The organism is Gilliamella sp. Gris1-4 (genome assembly GCF_001690335.1).
GTDB lineage: Bacteria > Pseudomonadota > Gammaproteobacteria > Enterobacterales > Orbaceae > Gilliamella > Gilliamella apicola_P.
Window position 1 is genome coordinate 15,664 of sequence record NZ_LZHA01000037.1, and the last position, 21,861, is coordinate 37,524.

The window sequence follows — 21,861 nt, forward strand, 5'->3', positions numbered from 1 at the left end:
TAACAGATAATTAGTATATAGTAAGCATAGTTTGTGCGTCATTCGCACTTTTTATTCAAATTCAGTTTAAATTCGGGATCTTTTATGAAAATTAACAACAATCTGGTAAATTTTGACAAAAATGATGTGTTTAATCTTACGAAAAGAATTTTGTATAAAGGTTTTTTTTCTTTGTTTGAATATCGTTTTCAATATCGAAAATTTGATGGTTCAATGAGTGAGATTGTTACTCGTGAAATTTTAGAACGTGGGCATGCGGTTGTGCTTTTAGCATATGACGCAAAACGTGATGAAGTTGTGCTAATTGAGCAAATCCGGATTGCTGCTATTGAAACCCAAGATAGCCCTTGGATACTAGAACTTATTGCTGGTATGATGGATCATGAAAATGAATCATTTGAAGAAGTAGCAAAACGTGAAGCAATGGAGGAGGCGGGAGTTGTTATTGGTCGATGTAAACCCATCATCAGTTATTTAGCATCTCCTGGAGGTTTAACTGAACAATTGCACATTTTGGTGGGTGAAGTTGACTCATCAACCGCTGAAGGCATTCATGGTCTTGACGAAGAAAGTGAAGATATTAAAGTTCATGTAGTAAGTCGATCTCAAGCTTATCAATGGGTTAAAGATGGAGTTATTAACAATGCTGCATCAATTATTGCCCTTCAGTGGTTAGAACTTAATCATGAGCTATTAAGAAAAGAGTGGAAATAACTTTTTAGGCATCATTTTTAATTATTTCTTTCATAAATGTGAGAACTATTTTACACTTTAATAGAATGCTAGGATTTATAATAAATTGTTTTTTCAGTCACAATGTCTATTGTGTTGTTGACATTATTAACCATGATTATAGATTAATAGACAATTGGGGTGAATTTTGGAGTCATTTCTGAAACTTCCAATCCGTAATACAAATTGCGGTAAAATATTACATATAACTGACACTCATCTTTTTGCTGATGACAATGGCTCATTGCTTGGCGTTAATTCTAATGCAAGCTTTCTAGCAGTTATAAATGAAATTGAACGTAGTAATAAGAAGTTTGATTTAATTGTAGCAACGGGTGATTTTGTACAAGATGGCTCTAAAAAAGCTTATGCGCGTTTTGCAGAACAAATAATTAAGTTTGACACCCCTTGTGTGTGGTTGGCTGGCAATCATGATAATTATGCGTATATGCAAGATGTGTTTGCAAATTATCATTTTGCTGACAATAAAGCAGTTTTGTTAGGAGATAAGTGGCTGATTATTTTATTGAATAGCCAAGTTTCTGGTCAGGCTTATGGTTTTTTACCTGAATCTGAACTCAAGTTTTTACATAATGTTTTAACTGAACATCCATATAGAGACGCATTAGTTTTTTTACACCATCATCCAGTTAATTCTGGTTGTCACTGGCTAGATCATCATATTTTGAAGAATAGTGACCAATTAGAGGAAATTATTCAAAAACATTCCAATGTAAAAGGGATTGGGTGGGGACACATTCATCAAAAACAAGATTATGTCTGGCATAATTGTAAGGCGTTTTCAACTCCTTCAACTTGTTTTCAATTTAAACCTAAATGTTATGATTTTCAATTATCAAGTGACGATGCACCGGGTTGGCGAGAAATCACACTTAATATTGATGGTTCTATTGATAGTGATGTTTATCGATTAAAGGATAATCAGTTTTTGCCAGATGTTTCTCAAAATGGTTATTAGTAGTTAGTAATCATAATAAGTTTAAAATAGGTTAATAATTACAACAAAGGTGCGAAAAAGTAAAAAAGCCGCTCGACTATGCGTTGCCAAATAGGGCGTTGATTCCACTCTTTGGTGTTTATTTCATCTGAATTAGATAAATATTTTTGTAAAAGATTTGATAAAGATTTAGCGAACTCTGCATCATCAATCACAGTTGTAATTTCAAAATTAAGCCATAAACTGCGCATATCTAAATTGACAGTTCCGACAAGACTTAATTGATTGTCAATTAAAACACTTTTGGTATGTAGCAAATTATCATTGAATTGATAGAGTTTTACTCCGCCGTTTAATAATTCAGAAAAGAATGCTCGACTTGCCCATTTTACCATTAATGAGTCATTATTTTTAGGAATGATGATGATGACTTCAACACCTCGCTGTGCAGCTGTGCATACAGCATGTAAAATATCATCACTTGGTACTAAATAAGGTGTAGTGAAAATAATTTGTTCTTGTGCCGAATAAATTGCTGTTAATAATACTTGGTGGATCATGTTTTCCATATAACCCGGACCCGATGCAATTAATTGCATAATGTGTTTATTATCTTCAGGTGGTTCAGCGAAATCAGTAATTTTTGGTAGTGCTAAATATTTTCCGGTCTCTAGCTCCCAATCACTGGCATAGAGAGCACCCATAAGGGTTGTAACAGGACCATTCATTCTGACCATGATATCAACCCATTTGCCAACATGTTTATTTTGTTTGAAGAAATTCGGATCGACAATATTCATACTACCAGTATAAGATATATAGTTATCGATAATAGCGACTTTGCGGTGTTGACGTAAGTCTAATCGCCTAAACATAAATCGAAGTAAATTTACTTGTAAGGCTTCGACAATGATGATGCCTGCAGCACGCATTCTTTTACTAGCATTACTTTTTATAAAATGCCTACTACCGGCAGAATCAACCATTAATCGGCAAGTTACACCTCGTTTAGTTGCTTGAATAAGTGCGTGTTCGACTTCATCAGCACGACCTCCTTCATTCCATATATAAAATACCATTTCGATATTTGATGTTGCTTTATTTATATCATCAATTAAACGATCAAAAATCATGTTTGTTTCACTCAGTAACTCAATATGATTACCATTGATTCCATCAAGACCAGTTTGATGTTTACAGAGTTGAAAAATTGGTTTGCTGACTTGGCTAACTTTATTGGTGAATATGTCAGGAAAGTCACTTAGTTGGTTAATAAACTTGGAAATAGTTGGGCGCATTTTTTGTGCGCGTTTAACACGTTGCTGACCTAAGTGAGCTTCGCCCAGTGAAAAATAAAGAATCACACCAACAAGCGGTAAAATATAAATAACCAGCATCCATGCAATAACATAAGTTGTAGGTCTTCGTTTAAAGACAATCCGTAATGTTGTTGAAACAATGATCAACCAATAAATAAGGAAGATCAAAGTACTAATTAATGCATGAAATGAGGTAAATTGCATATTTAATTAGCTATCAGTTAGGTTTAACTTGGTTATTGGATCTTTAGTACAATCATAATTCTGAAATACTTCTGGTAATGGTTTTGGGTTATTATGCTTATCGACTGAAACATATGTGAATACGGCATCTGTTATGCAAAACCGTTGTGTCGAATCAGATGTATCTATGACTTTTTTAACCCAAACTTCAATACCAATTGTGATAGAGGTTTTTCCGGTTTTGATACAATGTGCATAACAACAAACAACATCACCAACCATTGCAGGTTTGTAGAATGTAATACTACTAGCATTAACTGTTACAACTCGGTTTCTTGCTATTTCTTTAGATAAAATACCTCCGGCGAGATCCATTTGAGACATTATCCATCCACCAAAAATGTGCCCATGCGGATTAGTGTCAGCCGGCATCGCTAACGTTCTAAGTACCAATTGACCTTTAGGGGCTATATTTTGTGTCATGCTAAAATACTCCGTGTGTAGAATTTATTTGTTTTCTGTATCTTTATTCATATTTTTATAGATATAGATACCTGATATCAACGATAATAGTAAGGATGCACCAGGTAAAATAAATACTTTAAATATCCAAAAGAAATCATCTGTCATGTAATAGGTCGCGCCTAAACTAATGGTGCCACATAATATAAAAAAGAAGATCCATAATAAATTTAATTTATTCCATATGTTTGTCTCTAGTTGTATTTCTTTCCCTAACATTTTTTGAAGTAGGTTTTTTTTGAAAAAAAATTGGCTAACTAATAATGCTGAGGCGAATAAAAAATTAATAATAGTTACTTTCCATTTAATGATGTTAGGATCACGCATGTAGAGTGTGAATCCACCAAAAACCATAACCATTAGATAAGAAATTAGCTCTACTTTATCTAGTTTTCTATATAAAATAAGAATCAGAAGAAAACATGCTGTAGCAGCGATCATTAATGCTTGAACGCCAACAAAAACATCATACATGGTTAGAAAGACAAAAAAGAATACAAGAGGAATAAAATTTAAAAGTTGTTTCATTCAATTATTATCCTAGCACAAAAGATGAATAGATATTTTTAAATAAAAAGCCTATTGGAATAGGCTTATTTTTTGTGATGAAGTTCAGGGTGAGCTTTGCAATCGCCCGATTGACAATGTCCATACAGATATAAACTGTGAAAAGTTAAATTAACACCATATTGTTCTGCGATCTCTTTTTGTCTAGCATTGATAATATCATCACGGAACTCAAATACTTCGCCACAATCTAAGCAAATTAAATGATTGTGATGTTGTTGTGTTGCTAGTTCAAATACAGCTTTGCCACCTTCAAAGTTATGGCGAGTAACAATTCCAGCATCATCAAATTGATTTAAAACACGGTAAACGGTTGCAAGTCCAATTTCTTCACCCATATTAAGTAATTTTTTATAAAGGTCTTCTACTGTAATATGTTGGCACGAAGGATCTCGTAATAATTCTAAAATCTTTAATCGTGGTAACGTAACCTTTAAACCAGCGCTTTTGAGTGCTTCGTTATTATCATTATCATGATTTGTCATATTACTTCCCAATTAATTTATTGATCATAATTCATTATAGGAACTATGTACGGTAAATAAAAGAAATCATTTCAATAGACTAAATTTTCATTTCTGTTTTGACTTGATTTACCCAATTGTTAATACGTTCTTCAGTTAATTCTGGTTGACGATCTTCATCAATGGCTAAACCAATGAAATGAGTGTCATCAACTAAGCTTTTAGATGCTTCGAAACTATAACCTTCGGTTGACCATTGACCAACAATTTTTGCTCCTTTAGGTTCAATAACATCGCGGAGTGTTCCCATAGCATCACAGAAATATTCTGCATAGTCTTCTTGATCGCCACAACCAAAGATAGCTACTGTTTTACCACTAAAATCAATTTTTTCTAAATTAGGAAAAAAGTCATCCCAGTCAGCCTGAGATTCGCCATAGTACCAAGTTGGGATACCGAAAAATAGGTAATCGTATTGTTCAATGTTTTCTTTAGTGGCTTTTGCAATGTCGAAAAGATCAGCTTTGTCACTACCTAAAATGAGTTGGATTTGCTTTGCTACATTTTCTGTATTACCTGTATCACTACCAAAAAAAATACCAACTTGTTTCATATTTGTACCTTTGCTATCTATGATATTAAATTATTTTAGGAGTATATCATTGTCACTTATTATCAGCAATAATTCTAAATTACACAGAACATAAGTTATTATGTGCTATACAATTTATTTATCTTGCATTAAAATTATTGCCTATTTTTTATATTAAATTAGGCTGTGGAATTTCATTATGAACTTGCATGAGTATCAATCTAAATATCTTTTTAAACAATATAATTTGCCTGTACCTGAAGGGTATGTTTGTAACTCAATCGGTGAAATACAAGATACATTAGCTGAATTATCTTCAGGATCAAATTTAGGAGCTTGGGTTGCTAAATGTCAAGTTCATGCAGGGGGACGAGGTAAAGCTGGTGGTGTTATTTGTACTCAAAACTATAGTGAAATAATGCAATTTGCTGAAAAATGGTTAGGGCAAAATCTAGTTACTTATCAAACTACAGATAAAGGTCAACCAGTTAATAAGATTTTAATTGAAAAAGCATCTAATATTCAGAAAGAACTTTATTTAGGAGCAGTGGTCGATCGTAGTTCCAAGCGTGTAGTAATTATGGCTTCGACAGAAGGTGGTGTTGATATTGAAAGTGTTGCAGAAAAAACTCCATATTTAATTTATAAGACTTCACTTGATCCATTAACTGGCCCCTGTGCTTACCAAGGGCGTGAACTTGCGTTCAAATTGGGATTAACAGGTAAATTAATTAATCAATTTACAAAGTTATTTGTTAATTTTGCAAAATTATTTTTAGAAAATGATGTTTCATTAGCTGAAGTTAATCCATTAGTGATTACTGATTCCGATGAACTAATTTGTTTGGACGCAAAAGTTGTGTTAGATGATAATGCCATTTTTAGACATCCTAATTTAAATATTTTAAGGGACACAACTCAAGAAGATGAACGTGAGTCAATTGCCGCAAAACAAGGTATTAGCTATGTATCTTTAAATGGCAATATTGGTTGTATGGTTAATGGTGCAGGTCTTGCGATGGCAACTATGGATATTATTAAACTACATGGTGGTTCGCCTGCTAACTTTTTGGACGTTGGGGGTGGCACAACGAAAGAGCGTGTTGCTGAAGCATTTAAGTTAATATTATCTGACAAAAACGTGAAAGCGATTTTGGTTAATATTTTTGGTGGTATTGTTCGTTGCGATTTAATCGCCGATGGAATTATCAGTGCAATTAAAGAAATAGGTCTTACTGTTCCTGTTGTTGTTCGCCTTGAAGGTAACAATGCACAGCTTGCTCGAGAAATTTTAGCTAAAAGTAAATTAAATGTTACTACTGCCGAAAGTTTACTAGATGCGGCCCAAAAAATTGTTGCTGTTGCCAAATAATAGGACGCATGGAGAATAGTTATTATGTCAATTTTAGTTAATAAAGAAACAAAAGTTATCTGTCAAGGATTTACTGGTAGTCAGGGAACTTTTCATTCTGAACAAGCGCTTGCCTATGGTACTAAGTTAGTTGGTGGTGTGACGCCAGGTAAAGGTGGAACAACCCATTTAGGTTTACCTGTTTTTAATACTGTTAAAGAAGCGGTTGTTGCAACTGGTGCAACAGCTAGTGTTATTTATGTACCAGCAGCATTTGGTAAGGATTCTATTTTGGAAGCGATTGATGCAGGCATTAAGCTAATAGTCTGTATTACTGAAGGTATTCCAACTCTAGATATGCTTGTTGTTAAGGCAAAGTTACAACAAAATGATGTCGTAATGATTGGACCAAATTGCCCTGGTATTATTGTTCCTGATGAATGTAAAATTGGTATTATGCCTGGACATATTCATCGTGCAGGAAAGGTTGGCATCGTTTCGCGTTCTGGAACGTTAACTTATGAAGCGGTTAAACAAACAACAGATATTGGTTTAGGGCAATCCGTATGTATCGGTATCGGAGGTGACCCTATACCTGGTAGTGATTTTATTTCTATTTTAGCGCTGCTTGAACAAGATCCTAAAACTGAAGTTATTGTTATGATAGGTGAAATTGGTGGTAGTGCTGAAGAAGAAGCTGCTGAATATGTTAAAAAACATGTAACTAAACCTGTTATAGCTTATATTGCTGGTGTTTCAGCTCCATCAGGAAAACGCATGGGGCATGCAGGTGCAATTATTTCAGGAAAGAAAGGAACCGCAGTAGAAAAATCTAAAGCATTGCAATCTGCAGGCATTACAGTTGTAACAAGCCTTACCGATATAGGTGATGCAGTAAAAAAACAAATTAAAATATAATTTTTTTGATGTATATCAATTTTATTCTTTAATTATCGGTGTATAATACCCGACAATAACGTAAAAATTTGTGAGCATTTAAGGATTAGGGAGCGTTTATGCTAGATATAGTAGAACTTTCACGCCTCCAGTTTGCTCTTACTGCAATGTATCATTTTATTTTTGTTCCATTAACGCTAGGATTGGCGTTTATGCTAGCAATTATGGAAACGGTATATGTTGTTAGTGGTAAGCAAGTCTGGAAAGATATGACCAAATTCTGGGGTAAACTGTTTGGTATCAACTTTGCAGTAGGTGTCGCAACAGGTTTAACCATGGAATTTCAATTTGGTACTAATTGGTCATATTATTCACATTATGTGGGGGATATTTTTGGTGCACCATTAGCAATTGAAGGCTTAATGGCATTCTTTTTAGAATCAACCATGGTAGGTTTATTTTTCTTTGGTTGGGATAGATTAAGCCGTGGTAAACATTTAATGGTGACTTGGTGTGTCGCATTTGGTTCTAATCTTTCAGCTCTTTGGATTTTAGTAGCTAATGGTTGGATGCAATTCCCAATAGGTTCTGAATTTAACCCTATTAATTCACGCATGGAAATGGCTAATTTCTATGAGTTGATTACTAATACAGTTGCTCAATATAAATTTGTTCATACTGTTGCGGCAGGTTATCTAACAGGGGCTATTTTTATTTTAAGTATTAGTTCCTACTATTTGTTAAAAAAACGTGATGTTGCCTTTGCTAAACGTTCTTTCGCCGTTGCAGCCACATTTGGGTTTATTATGTCAATTGTTGTGGCAATCATGGGCGATGAAGCTGGCCATGAGATGACTACTGTCCAGCCAGCTAAACTTGCTGCAATCGAAGCAGAATGGGAAACTCAACCTGCCCCAGCATCATTCAATGTTATTGCTTTTCCATCACAAAGCAATAAAGAAAACTTGTTTGCAATAGAGATCCCATATGTTATGGGAATAATGACCACTCGTTCACTTGATACTCAAGTAACAGGATTAAAAGATATTTTAGCAAATAATGAAACAAGAATTCGCAATGGCATTTTAGCCTATAGTAATTTGGAGAAAATCCATCAGGGTAATCAAGATCCTAATGTACTGAAAGCTTTTGAAGATAATAAATCTGATTTAGGTTATGGTTATTTAGTCAAACGTTTTACTGATCGTGATAATTTGGCTATACCTCAGGCTACTGAAGAGCATATAAAAGCTGCGGTAGAAGACTCAATTCCTACAGTTTGGCCTCTATTCTGGGCTTTCAGAGTTATGGTCGGCCTTGGTGTATTAATGATTTTTGGTACTGGGTTTGCTTTATGGACCACTTATAAAAATAAAATTGGTGAAAAGCGTTGGTTACACCGCATATTAATTCTTTTTTTACCGTTCCCTTGGTTAGCATGTGAATCAGGGTGGTTTGTTGCTGAGTATGGTCGTCAACCTTGGGCTATTCAAGACATCTTACCGACTGGAGTAGCAAATTCATCATTAACAGCTGGTGAAGTGTTATTCACTATGGTTCTTATTTGTGGACTTTATACACTGTTCTTAATTGCTGAATTATTCTTAATGTTTAAGTTTTCTCGCTTAGGACCGAGTTCTTTAGGTACAGGAAACTATCATTATGAAAAAACACAACCGGTAACAGATAGGACATAGGGGAGTATACACAATGATTGATTACGAGATTGTACGCGTCATCTGGTGGGTGCTGATTAGTGTTGTTTTAATCGGTTTTGTTGTAACAGATGGTTTTGATATGGGCGTCGGTATTTTATTACCGTTTATTGGTAAAACTGATACAGAACGTCGCATTATGATTAATGCAATTGCTCCTCATTGGGATGGTAACCAAGTTTGGTTAATTACTGCTGGTGCAGGAATATTTGCTGCTTGGCCAATGGTATACGCTGCGTCGTTTTCTGGTTTTTATATTGCGATGATTTTAGTTCTTTGTGCGTTATTTTTTAGACCAATTGGTTTTGATTATCGTAGTAAACTAGAAAATTCGAAATGGCGAAATTTATGGGATGCTGGAATTTTTGCAGGTAGCTTTGTGCCGGCATTAGTTTTTGGTGTTGCTTTTGGTAACTTATTAGAAGGTGTTCCTTTCCGATTTGATAACTCTTATCGTGTATTTTATGATGGTAACTTCTTCGGTTTGCTTAATCCTTTTGCGTTATTGACTGGAGTTGTTAGCTTAATGTTATTTGTTTCTCATGGTGGTGCTTGGTTACAAATGAAAACATCAGGGGAACTTTATTTAAGAGCTAGAAAGGCTACACAGATTGCTAGTTTAGTTATGCTAATTGCATTTGTTTTAGCTGGAGTTTGGGTTGCATTTGGTATCCATGGTTATGAAGTTACTAGTGTGATTGATTATAATGCAGCATCGAATCCATTGACTAAAACAGTTTCTACTGATGCTTCGTGGTTAGCTAATTATATAAATTGTCCTGTTTTATGGATAGTTCCTGCTTTAGGTATAGTGTTACCATTGTTTACTATTCTTTTTTCTAGTTTAAACAAAAATGCATTGGTATTTATTTCATCAGTATTGACAATTGCGTGTGTTTTATTTACATACGGTATTGCAACTTTCCCATTTATTATGCCTTCAAGCATTATGCCAAATGCAAGTTTGACAATTTGGGATGCATCTTCAAGTCAATTAACACTTAATATTATGTTTATTGTGGTTCTTATATTTTTACCAATTGTTCTTCTATACACTATTTGGTCATATATAAAAATGTTTGGAAGACTGGATAAAAATCATATCGAAAATAATAAACATTCTCTTTATTAAGGAACTATTATGTATTACGTTTTATGGTTAATAGGAATTATTGCTGCATGCATGCTATCGGTTGTTACGGGCTTGCTAGTCGAACGTGACAGCGAAAAAGAATCTAATAACAAATAATTTTGATTAAAAATCAATAAAAAGGTGACAATTAGTTGCCTTTTAAATTATTAGTTGAGGAGTCAAAATAAAATGAAAATGATAATTGTTTTCATTTGTTGTTTTTTATATCATAGTGCAGCGAACTTTATATTTAGATATAATAGCACCAAATTTAATTAGTATGATTTAGGTATGAAACAGTTCAATTGGAGTGCTAGAGTTTACTATGAAGACACAGATGCTGGTGGTGTAGTTTATCACGCTAGGTATCTAGCTTTTTTTGAAAGAGCAAGGACTGAAATTTTAAGACAGTTTGGTATTTTCCAACAAACCTTATTACAAGAAGATATTGCTTTTGTTGTCAAGAAGATGGATATTAACTACCATTTCCCAGCTCGTCTAGATGATATGTTGACTATTAGTACTAGGATTGATCAAGTTCGCAAGGCGTCTATTGTTTTCAAACAGACTATTGTTAATCAAAATGAACAAGTTATCAGCACAGCAGATGTGCTGATTGCCTGTGTAGATATCGTTAAGATGAAGCCATGCGGGCTTCCTAAATTATTAGTTTTGGAGTTTATATAAATGGAAAATCTGAATATTATTGATCTGTTTTTACAAGCAGGTTTGTTGGTACAATGCGTGATGTTGTTACTACTTACTTTTTCTGTTATGTCGTGGGCTATTATATTTCAACGAAGTAAAATTCTTGGAAAAGCTAAAAGACAGGTCGAGGAATTTGATAATAGCTTTTGGTCTGCTGATGATTTAAATGTTTTATTTGATAAAGCGAAATTTCATAAAGAAGATATTAGTGGTACAGAACATATCTTTTATTCGGGTTTTAAGGAGTTCTCACGGCTGTATCAAATTAATCCAAATATGGCAGAATCAGCCTTAGATGGAGCATCCCGTTCTATGCGTTTGGCTATGAATCGTGAACTTGATATCCTTGAATTACATATTCCTTTTTTAGGTACAGTGGGTTCTATTAGTCCATATATCGGTTTGTTTGGTACTGTTTGGGGGATTATGCATGCATTTATTTCTTTAGGCGCAGTTAAACAGGCAACATTACAAATGGTTGCACCAGGGATTGCAGAGGCGTTAATTGCAACTGCAATTGGTTTATTCGCAGCTATTCCTGCAGTACTTGCTTATAACCGTTTATCACTTAGTGTGAGCCGAATAGAACAAAGTTATCTTAACTTTATTGACGAATTTTCTGCAATATTACAACGTCAAGCAGTTGCTGTTAGGAAATAATTATGAGCAGAAACAGACGTTCTCGTTATTCAACTAAATCAGAAATAAATATAGTACCATTACTCGATGTGCTTTTAGTATTAGTGCTTATTTTTATGGCAACAGCACCAATTATTAGTCAAAGTGTTGAAGTTGATCTACCGGAAGCATCGGAATCTAAAACAGTTTCGCCTTCAGAAACTAAACCAATCATTATTGAAGTGTCTGGTGTGGGGGTTTATGCATTGATCATTGATCAGGATCGTCAAGCTAATTTACCACAAGAAAAAATTATTGCAGAAGTTAAGCAACAAATGTCACTTAATGAAAAGGCTGTTTTTTTAGTTGGAGGTGCTAAAGATGTTCCATATGAAGAAATTATAAAAGCTTTGAATTTATTACAATCTGCGGGTGTTAAGTCTGTAGGATTAATGACTCAACCAATTTAAATAATATAAAAGATGTCAGCAATGTCTCATAAGTCAAATTCAAAATTAAGTATAGCGATTGTAATATCCATCATATTACATATGATTTTAATTATCATTTTGGGTTACCGAGCTATGTATAACAATGATGCTAATTATGGTAGTGTTAATGGTCACTCTATTGATGCTATTATGGTAGATCCTTCTGTAATGGCCGAACAATATCAAAGACAATTAAAAACTCAGATTAGCCAAAAACAAGCCGAAAAGCAAAGACAGCAACAAATAGAAGAGCAAGCTCAAGCGCTACAAGAACAACAACTAGCTCAACAGCAACGACTTAAAGAGTTAGAAAGAGAGCGCTTAAAAGTAGAAGAACTACAAAAAAAAGAAGCAGAGGCTGCACAGGCAGCACGGATTGCAAGACAAAAAGAAGAAGATGAGCGTAAAGCTAAAGAACAGTTAGAAGAGCAACAGAGACAAGCTGAAAAACAGCGTTTAGAGCAACAGCAAGCGGAATTAGCTAAACAAAAGACTGAACAAGAAGCTAAATTAAAAGCTGAGCGAGAGCTATTAGAAAAGCAACGTGAGGAAAATCAACGTAAACAAGAAGAGTTAATTAAACAAAAAGCTGAACAAGAAGCGAAAGCTAAAGCTGAACAGGAAATTATTGAAAAGCAGCGAATTGAAAATGAACAAAAGCAAGCTGAGTTAGCTAAGGAGAAAGAAGAACAAGCAAAAAAGCAAGCCGCTGAAAAAGCTGCTGCAGATAAGGCAGCTGCGGATAAAGCTAAAAGAGCTGCGCAAGCCAAAAAAGATAAAGAACTTGATAATTTATTAAGCGGGCTAACATCTGGCACATCTAATCCATCTGGAGGAGCTGCTAGTCGTAAAGGTGTTTCAGATGGGGAGTTAGATAAATACAAATCCTTAGTTCAAAATGCCATCAGTAATAAATTCATTAATCCTAATAAATTATATAGTGGTCGGAATTGCGTATTAGAAATTCAAATTGCACCAGATGGTCTATTACTTGATGTTAGCGCAACAGGTGGTGATGATGCATTATGTCGAGAAGCCCTTTCTGCGACTAAACTTGCTATCATTCCAAAACCTGCAAGCACATTTTATAATCAAGTAAAAACAATGACAATTGACTTTCAACCAAAATAGTTTTGTTTGTGAACGTTATATTCTTTGATAATTTTTAAAATAAATTATCATTACCTCCAAATTGAAATGTTGAAATTAAATTAATCATCCCAATATATAGTCTATTCATTCCAAATCAAGTTACTTAAGTGAAAGAAGGAGCAGAATATGACAACAATTGTCAGTGTCCGTCGTGAAGGGCAAGTAGTTATTGGGGGCGATGGACAAGTTACGTTAGGCGAACGTATTATTATGAAGGGAAATGCTCGTAAAGTTCGTCGTTTATATAATAACAAAGTTATTGCAGGTTTTGCTGGTGGTACAGCAGATGCTTTTACACTGTTTGAACTGTTTGAGCGAAAATTAGAGATGCACCAAGGTCATTTAACCAAAGCCGCTGTTGAACTTGCTAAAGATTGGCGAACAGATAGAATGCTACGTAAACTAGAAGCACTACTTGCTGTTGCTGATGAAAGTGCGTCATTGATTATTACAGGTACTGGCGATGTTATCCAACCAGAAGATGATTTAATTGCTATTGGTTCTGGGGGCCCTTATGCGCAAGCAGCGGCACGAGCACTACTAGATAATACCTCACTTTCTGCACATGATATTGTGCAAAAATCATTATCGATTGCTGGAGATATTTGTGTTTACACCAATAATTTCCAAACAATTGAAGAACTTAATTATTAATCTGATTTAAGAGAAATTTAACTATGTCTGAAATGACTCCTCGTGAAATTGTTAGCGAACTAAATCAACATATTATTGGACAAGAAAAAGCAAAACGTTCCGTTGCTATTGCGTTACGTAATCGCTGGCGTCGTATGCAATTAGATGAAACATTACGTCATGAAGTTACGCCAAAAAATATACTTATGATTGGACCAACTGGTGTTGGTAAAACCGAAATTGCAAGACGTTTAGCTAAATTAGCTCATGCACCGTTTATTAAAGTAGAAGCAACTAAGTTTACCGAAGTTGGTTATGTGGGTAAAGAAGTTGATTCAATTATTCGAGATTTAACTGACTCTGCAGTAAAAATGATTCGTCAAGAAGCGATTGAACGCAATCGTAATCGAGCGGAAGAATTAGCTGAAGAGCGTATTTTGGATGTACTTGTACCGCCAGCTAAAGATGGGTGGGGACAAGTTGAAGATAATAATTCAACAGCAAGACAAGCTTTTCGCAAAAAATTACGTGAAGGTTCACTTGATGATAAAGAGATAGAAATCGAATTAGCTGGTGTTAATATTGGTGTTGAAATTATGGCTCCTCCAGGTATGGAGGAGATGACAAATCAATTACAGTCAATGTTTCAAAATCTAGGTGGACAGAAAACAAAACCACGTAAAATGAAGATTAAAGATGCGTTCAAACAACTTATTGAAGAAGAAGCGGCTAAATTGGTTAATCCTGATGATCTTAAACATGAAGCGATTGAAGCTGTGGAACAAAATGGCATAGTTTTCATTGATGAAATAGATAAAGTTTGTAAAAGAGGTAATTCGTCGGGTCCAGATGTTTCACGTGAGGGAGTACAACGAGATCTTTTGCCATTGGTTGAAGGTTGCACTGTGTCGACTAAACATGGTTCTGTTAAAACGGATCATATCTTGTTCATTGCATCTGGTGCTTTCCAAACAGCAAATCCATCTGATTTAATTCCTGAATTACAGGGCAGATTACCAATTAGGGTTGAATTACAAGCTCTAACAAGTGAAGATTTTGAACGTATTTTAACTGAACCAAACGCTTCACTAACTGTTCAGTATAAAGCTTTGATGGCAACTGAAGGGGTTAATATCGATTTTACCTCGGATGGTATTCGCAAAATTGCAGAATCAGCATGGCAAGTGAATGAGCAAAATGAAAATATTGGTGCCCGTAGGTTGCATACTGTTTTGGAACGCCTGATGGAAGATGTTTCATTTGAAGCTAGTGATCTTGGTGGAGAAACTGTAACTATTGATGCTAAATATGTAAGCGATCATTTAGATAAGCTTGTTGCAGATGAAGATCTAAGCAAGTTTATTCTATAAAAAGTTTAGTGTATAAATATGAAAAGGTGAAGGTGATTATACTCAACTTCACCTTTTTATTGTTACTTTCTTAGTAGATCTCCTAAGATATCTGCAGCTTTTGATTTAGACTTTGAATTATCTTTAGAGTCATGAGTTTTTAATTTATCTCGGAGTTTGTCTAAACGTTCTTGTAATTTATCGGTTAGTGCATCGGTAATTAATTTACTCATATCAATTTGATAATGGAGATTAGCAAATTGACCATAAATACGTAGTGGTATTGTTAACTTTTGTAGTTTACTTATTGTTTCACTTTTACCGTTCCAGCCACCTAATATTTTTAAGTTTAAATTAACATCCAAGTCTTGTTTTAAAAAACCAATTCGCCCTGAGCCATCAACGACATCAAGAGTTTCAGAATTAGCATTTAATGTCGACAATTCCAAATTACCTTGCCTCAAGTTAGCAACAGCTAAAATTTTATGAAATTCAGTATATTTTTTTTGATTCTCAGGAGTCATGATATCCTTTGAATATTGAGTTGCTGCATTTTGAATGATTTTTTGAATATTTAAATTATTTAGCCTTGCATTAGTCACTACCATATTCAAATTTCCTTGCAAGCTGGCTAAGATTTTTGAACCAGATAAGCTGTTGCTTTCTAAATCTCCAGTAGCGTTAAATAAACCCTCTAAATCATGTGCTATATTTAATTGATTAAAAAATGTATTTAAATCAACATTGGATATTTTGGTATTAAGCTTCATTAGTGTATTTTTTTGTTTTCCATTGGCTATACCAGTTGCAGCTATATGTCCGTTAGCAAAATCAAAGTTAATATTTTTAAATATTGTAATACCTTCCTCATTGGTCATATCAATATTAATATTATTTAATGTTATTTCGTTAGCATTAATCTGTTTAATATTTAATTTAGCTTTGGCATTAAAACTATTTAGAAAGTTTAATTCATTATTGGTCTTTGTGACATTCGACACCACTGGTGAAGTTTGTTGAGGACTGGCTTCTTTATTTAAATTCTCACCTGCTTTCAAGAACGAAGTAAGATCGATTTTATCTGAATTTAACTGCAAATTTATATATGGTTTATTTGCTAAATCAGCATTTATCGTGGCAGTAAAATGATTTTCATTAATCGAAAAAGATAAATTTTGACTTTTGAGTAACATTTGTGGGTGTTGGTAATTAAATACACCGCTAATGTTACCTTTTAGCTCTTTTGTTGAATTATCGACACCTTTATAAATGAAATCTAATTTTTTTAAATCGATTAATGCCTGTTCTGGAAATTGATTTAAATCAACATATGCATGTACCAAATAAGATAGGTCTTGTTGATTTTTGTCTATATTACCTTTTAAATCTACGGAAATATTTTTCTCGCTATTTTGTTCTACTACTAGATTAATATTTCTAAAGTTAATTAAATCATCATTATGTTGTAATACCACAGTACTATCAATAACTTCAAATTTATTTAAGCTAAATTTCCAATTAGATGAAGTTTTTTGATCTTTAGAATCAATTGGTTTATTTGTATTCGTATTAGATGATGTTTTTGCTCCATTTTTTGCAATATTACCTTTACTTTCATTAGTAATACTGATGATTGCTGATTTTATAAAAACATTTTTGACTGATAATTTTTTTGAGAAAAGAGGTAGTAACTCAACATCTAATCTCATATTATCTGCAGTTAAAAGGGGTTTTGAAGCACCTGCATCGGTTAGCTTAATTGAATCAGTTAAAATACTCACTTGTGGCCATATATGCCAACGTAAATTTCCATCAATAGTTAATTCATATCCTGTTTTATCTTTAACTGTATCAGAAATAAACCCACGAAAGTTGTTGGGATCAACAAAAACAATCAGTGAAACAATACTAATTGTTATGACTAAAATTAAGGCAAATAGAATAACCAATATTTTTTTGATCATATTAATGTTCCTTTGTTATGGTTATCAATTATTCAGTCTTTATCAATACGACTAGCAACAGCACCATATTGGTCTTTATATTTTGCATCTAGCCTTCGATTGTATGGTCTTGCTGCAGGACCTGTCAGCGTTTCAAAACTAAGCGCGCCGATTGTCATTCCAGGTCTAAGTGCTAATGGGATTTTCCCTGAATTATAAAATTCTAATACAATTTGTCCTTGCCAACCGGGGTCGATACGGTGCGCTGTAACATGGACCATTAACCCTAATCTAGCAAGTGATGAACGTCCATCTAACCAGCCAACTAAATCGTCAGGAATAGTGACTGATTCTAGGGTTACAGCTAATGCTAATTCTCCAGGATGCAGGTAAAAGGCATCACCCTCAGGCAATACCATTTCTTCACTCATCACGCGCTCTAACACTGCGGATACTTCTTCTTTTGGGCCACTTAAATCTATATAGGGGGTGGTATGTTCTCGAAAAGTTCGAAATTGATTACCTAATCTAACATCAACAGTCGCTCCATTAATGCAGCCTGTTGCAGGTTGTGGTGTTATTTTTAATTTACCATTTTTTAAATATGCTTCGATATCTCTGTCACATAATCTCATGAGTTATCCTTAATTCAGCTTGTAATGGTTCATTCTAACAGGTTCTTTAAATGTCGTCGATGTTAGTAAATTAAGGTTTGATCACCCATGCACGCCCATAGTGGTTATAATATCCAGCTAACTCACCTGCTGTATCACCAATTCCTAGATAAAGGTCGAAATGCTGTCCTTTAATTGCACCCCCGACATCAAGTGCAACCATTAAACGGATTTCTCGTCTACCATGATATTGCCCATCGTTTTCAAGAAGAGGTACATCAACTAATACAACAGAACCTATTGGTATTAATGATTTATCCACAGCGACAGATGCATTGGCCTCTAAAGGTACCGCTGCTGCACCTTTTACCTCAGCGTTATGTTGTGGTTTAAAAAAAACAAATGAACGGTTTTGAATTAATAATTCTTTAAGTTTTTTTTCACTTTTATTTTTTGCCCAATCTTTAATAGCTTGTATCGATATTTTTTCTTTTTCTATTTCACCTTGCTCTACTAGTAATCGTCCAATACTTGAGTAGCCATGACCATTTTTACCACCATAGCAAAAGAAAACTAAGGGTGAACCATCTTCAAAATCAATATAAGCACTGCCTTGAACTTCCATAATAAAGTTATCCATTAGAGAATTGCTATAAGCGATTTCAAGCCCTTTGCCTGATAATGCGCCATTATAAATTTGTTCACGACTAGGTAATTTTCCTTTTGTTTTTACAGGCATTTTATAGATAGGATATTTGAATTCTGCTGTTGGAGTATGTCTAGCTCTAATTACTGGAGTGTAATAGCCTGTTAAATGTACATTGCCATAATTATCTTTTCCAGCCATTTCATAACTATTTAATCCGACTTTTTTAAATTCGCTGGTATCTAATGAACGGTTAATCCAAGCATCAATAGCTTTGTAAATATGTTCATTTCTTTGATATAAAGATGGTGATGCTACTTTTATTTTTGCTACTTGGATAATATATTCAGAAATGTTAACAGGAGGGGCAAGTTGTGGATGACTAATATTGAGTGCTAATGGTAATTTGCCATCCTTATATTGTCGACCTTTTTTGATGTCTTTATTTGTGTTGCTTTGGCAACCAGTTAATAATGAAAACATAATTAAAATGCATAAAGAGTAAAAAAGATTGAAAAAGTTGTTTTCTTTCATATTGTTCATTAAATTATAATAAGTTATAAAATTTAATTTGTTATACTACAAAATTTTATTATAAGAAACTATAGTTAATTATCATCAATTCATAAAAAGTTTTCATAACAATTCAGCTTGCGATTTTATTCTATAGACTTTATAGTCCTAGACTCTTAGCAAAACGAGAAATGTAGAAAATTAAAAGGAAATAATAGCGATGAGCATTACATCCTCAAAAAATGATCTAAAGCGGAATCTTTCTAATCGTCATATCCAATTAATTGCAATTAGTGGAGCAATTGGAACTGGTTTATTTATGGGTTCAGGAAAGACAATTAGTCTTGCTGGTCCTTCTATTATTTTTGTTTATATGATTATTGGTTTTATCCTTTTTTTTGTTATGCGTGCGATGGGGGAAATCCTTCTTTCTAATTTGAAGTACAAATCTTTTAGTGATTTTGCTAACGATCTTTTAGGCCCTTGGGCTGGATTTTTCACTGGTTGGACATATTGGTTTTGTTGGGTAATTACAGGGATTGCCGACGTTATTGCAATTGCTGGATATGCGCAACATTGGTATCCTGAACTGCAGTCATGGATACCAATGTTATTAACAGTTGCCTTACTTTTAACACTAAACTTATTAACGGTAAAAATGTTTGGTGAAACAGAATTTTGGTTTTCAATGATTAAGATTATTGCAATTTTAGCATTGATAGGAATTGGACTCGTACTCATTTTGACTGCTTTTCATTCCGAACAAACGGGTACCGCAGCTGCATTTTCGAATTTGTGGGAATACGGGGGCTTTTTCCCTCATGGTAGTATGGGTTTTTTTGCTGGATTTCAAATTGCTATTTTTGCTTTTGTTGGGATTGAGTTAGTTGGCACAACTGCAGCTGAAACTGTTGATCCGTGCAAAAATTTGCCGCGTGCAATTAATTCAGTGCCTGTGCGTATCATCTTTTTTTATGTTTTTGCTTTAATCATTATTATGAGTGTAACTCCATGGAAGTTTATTTCTCCAAACAAAAGTCCTTTTGTAGAATTATTCACTCTAATTGGCTTGCCCGCTGCTGCAAGTATTATTAATTTTGTAGTATTAACCTCAGCAGCATCATCAGCTAATAGTGGTATTTACTCAACAAGCAGAATGCTGTTTGGGCTAGCTAAAAAACAAGATGCTCCAGAACCGTTTGGTAAATTATCAAGTCGCTCTGTACCTGCTAATGGGCTATTATTCTCGTGCACATGTTTATTTGGTGGAGTTGTTTTGATTTATTTAGTGCCTAATGTCATGGAAGCTTTTACTATAGTAACTACAATTTCGGCTATTTTATTTATGTTTATTTGGTCGATGATTCTTATTTCTTATATTGCTTATCGCCGCAAAAAAATAAACTTACATGAACAATCTCAATTTAAAATGCCAGGTGGTATTTTTATGTGCTGCGTTTGTTTGGCTTTTTTTGCTTTCGTGATTGTATTACTTACTTTTGAGGTTGATACCCGTCAAGCACTAGTGGCAACACCTATTTGGTTTGCTATTTTAGGTGTAAGCTATTTTATTCGATCTTTAAAACGTCAATAAATTTATACTAAAAATGGCAGGAAAACCTGCCAATATTTTTACTCTAATTATCGCACTTTATTTTTTCGGACAGATGATGCTAGCAATAATTCCTAAAGTTAGTGTGCCTAAAACGATATAAAGACTGGTAATTGGATCTATATCAATACCGTATCCAAATAGATGATTACTTGCATTTAAAGCTAATTTCCCAGCAATAAAAAAGAGTAAACAGATAATCGCTTTATCAAGGTGAGTTAAATGCTGTTTCATGGCTTGTAAAATAAAATACATAGTCCTAAGGCCTAAAATAGCAAAAATCATTGAGCTATAAACGATTAACGGTTCTTGGCTTACAGCAATCACAGCAGGAACAGAATCAAAAGCAAACATAACGTCACTTAGTTCAATTACAACAATACATGAAAACAGCGGTGTAGCATAAAAAATACTTTTAGGTATTTTACCAACTAAATTGTTGTTCTCAGGTTTTGCTAGCTCTATATCAAGTTGCTTTTTTGTCAATAAAATGTGATGACCGACAATTTTGGGGTAAGATGGAAAAATACGTTTGGCGATGCGAAAGGTTAAATGATTTGAATAATCCTTAATGTCTTGGTCATTATCTTGATTTTTTAGCATTATTATTCCAGTACAAGCAATCAATATTGAAAAGACTAATTCCATTCCAGGACCTAAATATAACAAACCTGTACCAATTACAACAAATATGACGCGAAATATAATAGCTCCAATAACACCCCAATAAAGTAAGCGATGACGATAATTATTGGGTACTGAAAACCACGAAAAAATAGTCATAATAACAAACAAATTGTCGACAGATAATGCTTTTTCAAGAATGTAACCAGCAACAAATAAGCTTGCTGTAGTACTACCATGATGAATGTACAAAAATAGAGCAAACCCCAATGCAACAATTATCCAAAAAAGTGACCAAATAATGGCATTTTTTAAACTAATAGGCTTATCGTTATGATGAGCATATAAATCAATAATAATTGCAGCCATGGCTAGCGCAACAAATACTAACATGGTTTCTATTGGAAACCCTAACGAGTTTTGCATCATATATATCGCCTAGTTTTAATCGAATTTAGATAATTTGAATAGCCGGTCTATCAAATTTAACCATAATATATAATTATAAAAGTGATAGAGTATATAT

The 21,861-nt window shown here is 33.9% G+C and carries 23 protein-coding genes; 14 read left to right on the top strand and 9 right to left on the bottom strand.

The window, feature by feature from the left end; all coding sequences use genetic code 11:
- The first annotated feature begins 84 nt into the window (after window positions 1-84).
- Together nudF and cpdA are read left to right on the top strand one after the other, a co-directional pair.
- Window positions 85-714, top strand: coding sequence for an ADP-ribose diphosphatase (nudF, locus tag A9G31_RS04285; protein WP_065560598.1), 630 nt, complete (start codon window positions 85-87; stop codon window positions 712-714).
- 166 nt (window positions 715-880) lie between these two features.
- Window positions 881-1,711, top strand: a complete 831-nt coding sequence (gene cpdA / locus A9G31_RS04290) for a 3',5'-cyclic-AMP phosphodiesterase (protein ID WP_065560599.1) — start codon at window positions 881-883, stop codon at window positions 1,709-1,711.
- A 38-nt stretch (window positions 1,712-1,749) separates the two neighbouring features.
- Here cpdA and cls read toward each other — a convergent pair whose 3' ends face one another.
- From cls to fldA, 5 genes are all read right to left on the bottom strand, one after another.
- Complete coding sequence (gene cls, locus A9G31_RS04295) at window positions 1,750-3,213, bottom strand: cardiolipin synthase (RefSeq protein ID WP_065560600.1); 1,464 nt, start codon at window positions 3,211-3,213, stop codon at window positions 1,750-1,752.
- Window positions 3,214-3,219: 6 nt separating this feature from the next.
- Window positions 3,220-3,675 carry an acyl-CoA thioester hydrolase YciA gene (yciA, locus tag A9G31_RS04300; protein ID WP_065560601.1) on the bottom strand — a complete coding sequence of 152 codons (456 nt, stop codon included), beginning with the start codon at window positions 3,673-3,675 and terminating at the stop codon, window positions 3,220-3,222.
- Between the two features lie 24 nt (window positions 3,676-3,699).
- The gene (locus tag A9G31_RS04305) at window positions 3,700-4,242 is read right to left on the bottom strand and encodes an inner membrane-spanning protein YciB (protein ID WP_065560602.1); all 543 of its coding nucleotides are present in this window, start codon (window positions 4,240-4,242) and stop codon (window positions 3,700-3,702) included.
- Window positions 4,243-4,307: 65 nt separating this feature from the next.
- Window positions 4,308-4,766: a ferric iron uptake transcriptional regulator gene (gene fur, locus A9G31_RS04310; RefSeq protein WP_034909755.1), complete on the bottom strand. Its 459-nt coding sequence runs from the start codon at window positions 4,764-4,766 to the stop codon at window positions 4,308-4,310.
- Between the two features lie 79 nt (window positions 4,767-4,845).
- On the bottom strand, window positions 4,846-5,358 hold the full coding sequence (gene fldA / locus A9G31_RS04315; protein WP_065560603.1) for a flavodoxin FldA: 513 nt from the start codon (window positions 5,356-5,358) through the stop codon (window positions 4,846-4,848).
- Between the two features lie 178 nt (window positions 5,359-5,536).
- Between fldA and sucC the strand changes: the two genes are divergently transcribed.
- The 11 genes from sucC to hslU all read left to right on the top strand — a co-directional run bounded on the left by sucC (window position 5,537) and on the right by hslU (window position 15,404).
- The gene (sucC, locus tag A9G31_RS04320; RefSeq protein WP_065560604.1) at window positions 5,537-6,709 is read left to right on the top strand and encodes an ADP-forming succinate--CoA ligase subunit beta; all 1,173 of its coding nucleotides are present in this window, start codon (window positions 5,537-5,539) and stop codon (window positions 6,707-6,709) included.
- Between the two features lie 24 nt (window positions 6,710-6,733).
- A complete protein-coding gene (gene sucD / locus A9G31_RS04325; protein ID WP_065560605.1) occupies window positions 6,734-7,606 on the top strand; it encodes a succinate--CoA ligase subunit alpha in 873 nt (290 codons plus the stop codon).
- A gap of 98 nt (window positions 7,607-7,704) precedes the next feature.
- Window positions 7,705-9,282: a cytochrome ubiquinol oxidase subunit I gene (locus A9G31_RS04330; RefSeq protein WP_065560606.1), complete on the top strand. Its 1,578-nt coding sequence runs from the start codon at window positions 7,705-7,707 to the stop codon at window positions 9,280-9,282.
- A 13-nt stretch (window positions 9,283-9,295) separates the two neighbouring features.
- Entirely contained in the window at window positions 9,296-10,432 is a 1,137-nt protein-coding gene (cydB, locus tag A9G31_RS04335) for a cytochrome d ubiquinol oxidase subunit II (protein ID WP_065560607.1), read from the top strand.
- Window positions 10,433-10,441: 9 nt separating this feature from the next.
- Window positions 10,442-10,549: a cytochrome bd oxidase small subunit, CydX/CbdX family gene (locus tag A9G31_RS12085; protein WP_255306953.1), complete on the top strand. Its 108-nt coding sequence runs from the start codon at window positions 10,442-10,444 to the stop codon at window positions 10,547-10,549.
- Between the two features lie 174 nt (window positions 10,550-10,723).
- Window positions 10,724-11,119 carry a tol-pal system-associated acyl-CoA thioesterase gene (gene ybgC, locus A9G31_RS04340; protein WP_065560608.1) on the top strand — a complete coding sequence of 132 codons (396 nt, stop codon included), beginning with the start codon at window positions 10,724-10,726 and terminating at the stop codon, window positions 11,117-11,119.
- The gene (gene tolQ, locus A9G31_RS04345) at window positions 11,120-11,800 is read left to right on the top strand and encodes a protein TolQ (protein WP_065560609.1); all 681 of its coding nucleotides are present in this window, start codon (window positions 11,120-11,122) and stop codon (window positions 11,798-11,800) included.
- 2 nt (window positions 11,801-11,802) lie between these two features.
- Window positions 11,803-12,228 carry a colicin uptake protein TolR gene (gene tolR, locus A9G31_RS04350; protein ID WP_065560610.1) on the top strand — a complete coding sequence of 142 codons (426 nt, stop codon included), beginning with the start codon at window positions 11,803-11,805 and terminating at the stop codon, window positions 12,226-12,228.
- Between the two features lie 21 nt (window positions 12,229-12,249).
- Window positions 12,250-13,380, top strand: coding sequence for a cell envelope integrity protein TolA (gene tolA, locus A9G31_RS04355; protein WP_065560663.1), 1,131 nt, complete (start codon window positions 12,250-12,252; stop codon window positions 13,378-13,380).
- A 147-nt stretch (window positions 13,381-13,527) separates the two neighbouring features.
- On the top strand, window positions 13,528-14,055 hold the full coding sequence (gene hslV / locus A9G31_RS04360) for an ATP-dependent protease subunit HslV (RefSeq protein WP_025316169.1): 528 nt from the start codon (window positions 13,528-13,530) through the stop codon (window positions 14,053-14,055).
- 23 nt (window positions 14,056-14,078) lie between these two features.
- Window positions 14,079-15,404, top strand: coding sequence for an HslU--HslV peptidase ATPase subunit (gene hslU / locus A9G31_RS04365; protein WP_065560611.1), 1,326 nt, complete (start codon window positions 14,079-14,081; stop codon window positions 15,402-15,404).
- A gap of 62 nt (window positions 15,405-15,466) precedes the next feature.
- Here the strand turns inward: hslU and asmA are convergent, their stop codons facing one another.
- From asmA to mltA, 3 genes are all read right to left on the bottom strand, one after another.
- Window positions 15,467-17,347 carry an outer membrane assembly protein AsmA gene (gene asmA, locus A9G31_RS04370; RefSeq protein ID WP_065560612.1) on the bottom strand — a complete coding sequence of 627 codons (1,881 nt, stop codon included), beginning with the start codon at window positions 17,345-17,347 and terminating at the stop codon, window positions 15,467-15,469.
- Window positions 17,348-17,379: 32 nt separating this feature from the next.
- A complete protein-coding gene (dcd, locus tag A9G31_RS04375) occupies window positions 17,380-17,961 on the bottom strand; it encodes a dCTP deaminase (RefSeq protein WP_065560613.1) in 582 nt (193 codons plus the stop codon).
- 70 nt (window positions 17,962-18,031) lie between these two features.
- Window positions 18,032-19,120: a murein transglycosylase A gene (gene mltA / locus A9G31_RS04380; RefSeq protein WP_065560614.1), complete on the bottom strand. Its 1,089-nt coding sequence runs from the start codon at window positions 19,118-19,120 to the stop codon at window positions 18,032-18,034.
- A gap of 199 nt (window positions 19,121-19,319) precedes the next feature.
- Here mltA and cycA point away from each other — a divergent pair, with 199 nt between their 5' ends.
- Window positions 19,320-20,693 (top strand): D-serine/D-alanine/glycine transporter, encoded by a 1,374-nt coding sequence (cycA, locus tag A9G31_RS04385; RefSeq protein WP_065560615.1) that lies wholly within the window; start codon window positions 19,320-19,322, stop codon window positions 20,691-20,693.
- A 57-nt stretch (window positions 20,694-20,750) separates the two neighbouring features.
- Here cycA and A9G31_RS04390 read toward each other — a convergent pair whose 3' ends face one another.
- Complete coding sequence (locus A9G31_RS04390; RefSeq protein ID WP_065560616.1) at window positions 20,751-21,764, bottom strand: TerC/Alx family metal homeostasis membrane protein; 1,014 nt, start codon at window positions 21,762-21,764, stop codon at window positions 20,751-20,753.
- Window positions 21,765-21,861 lie beyond the last annotated feature (97 nt).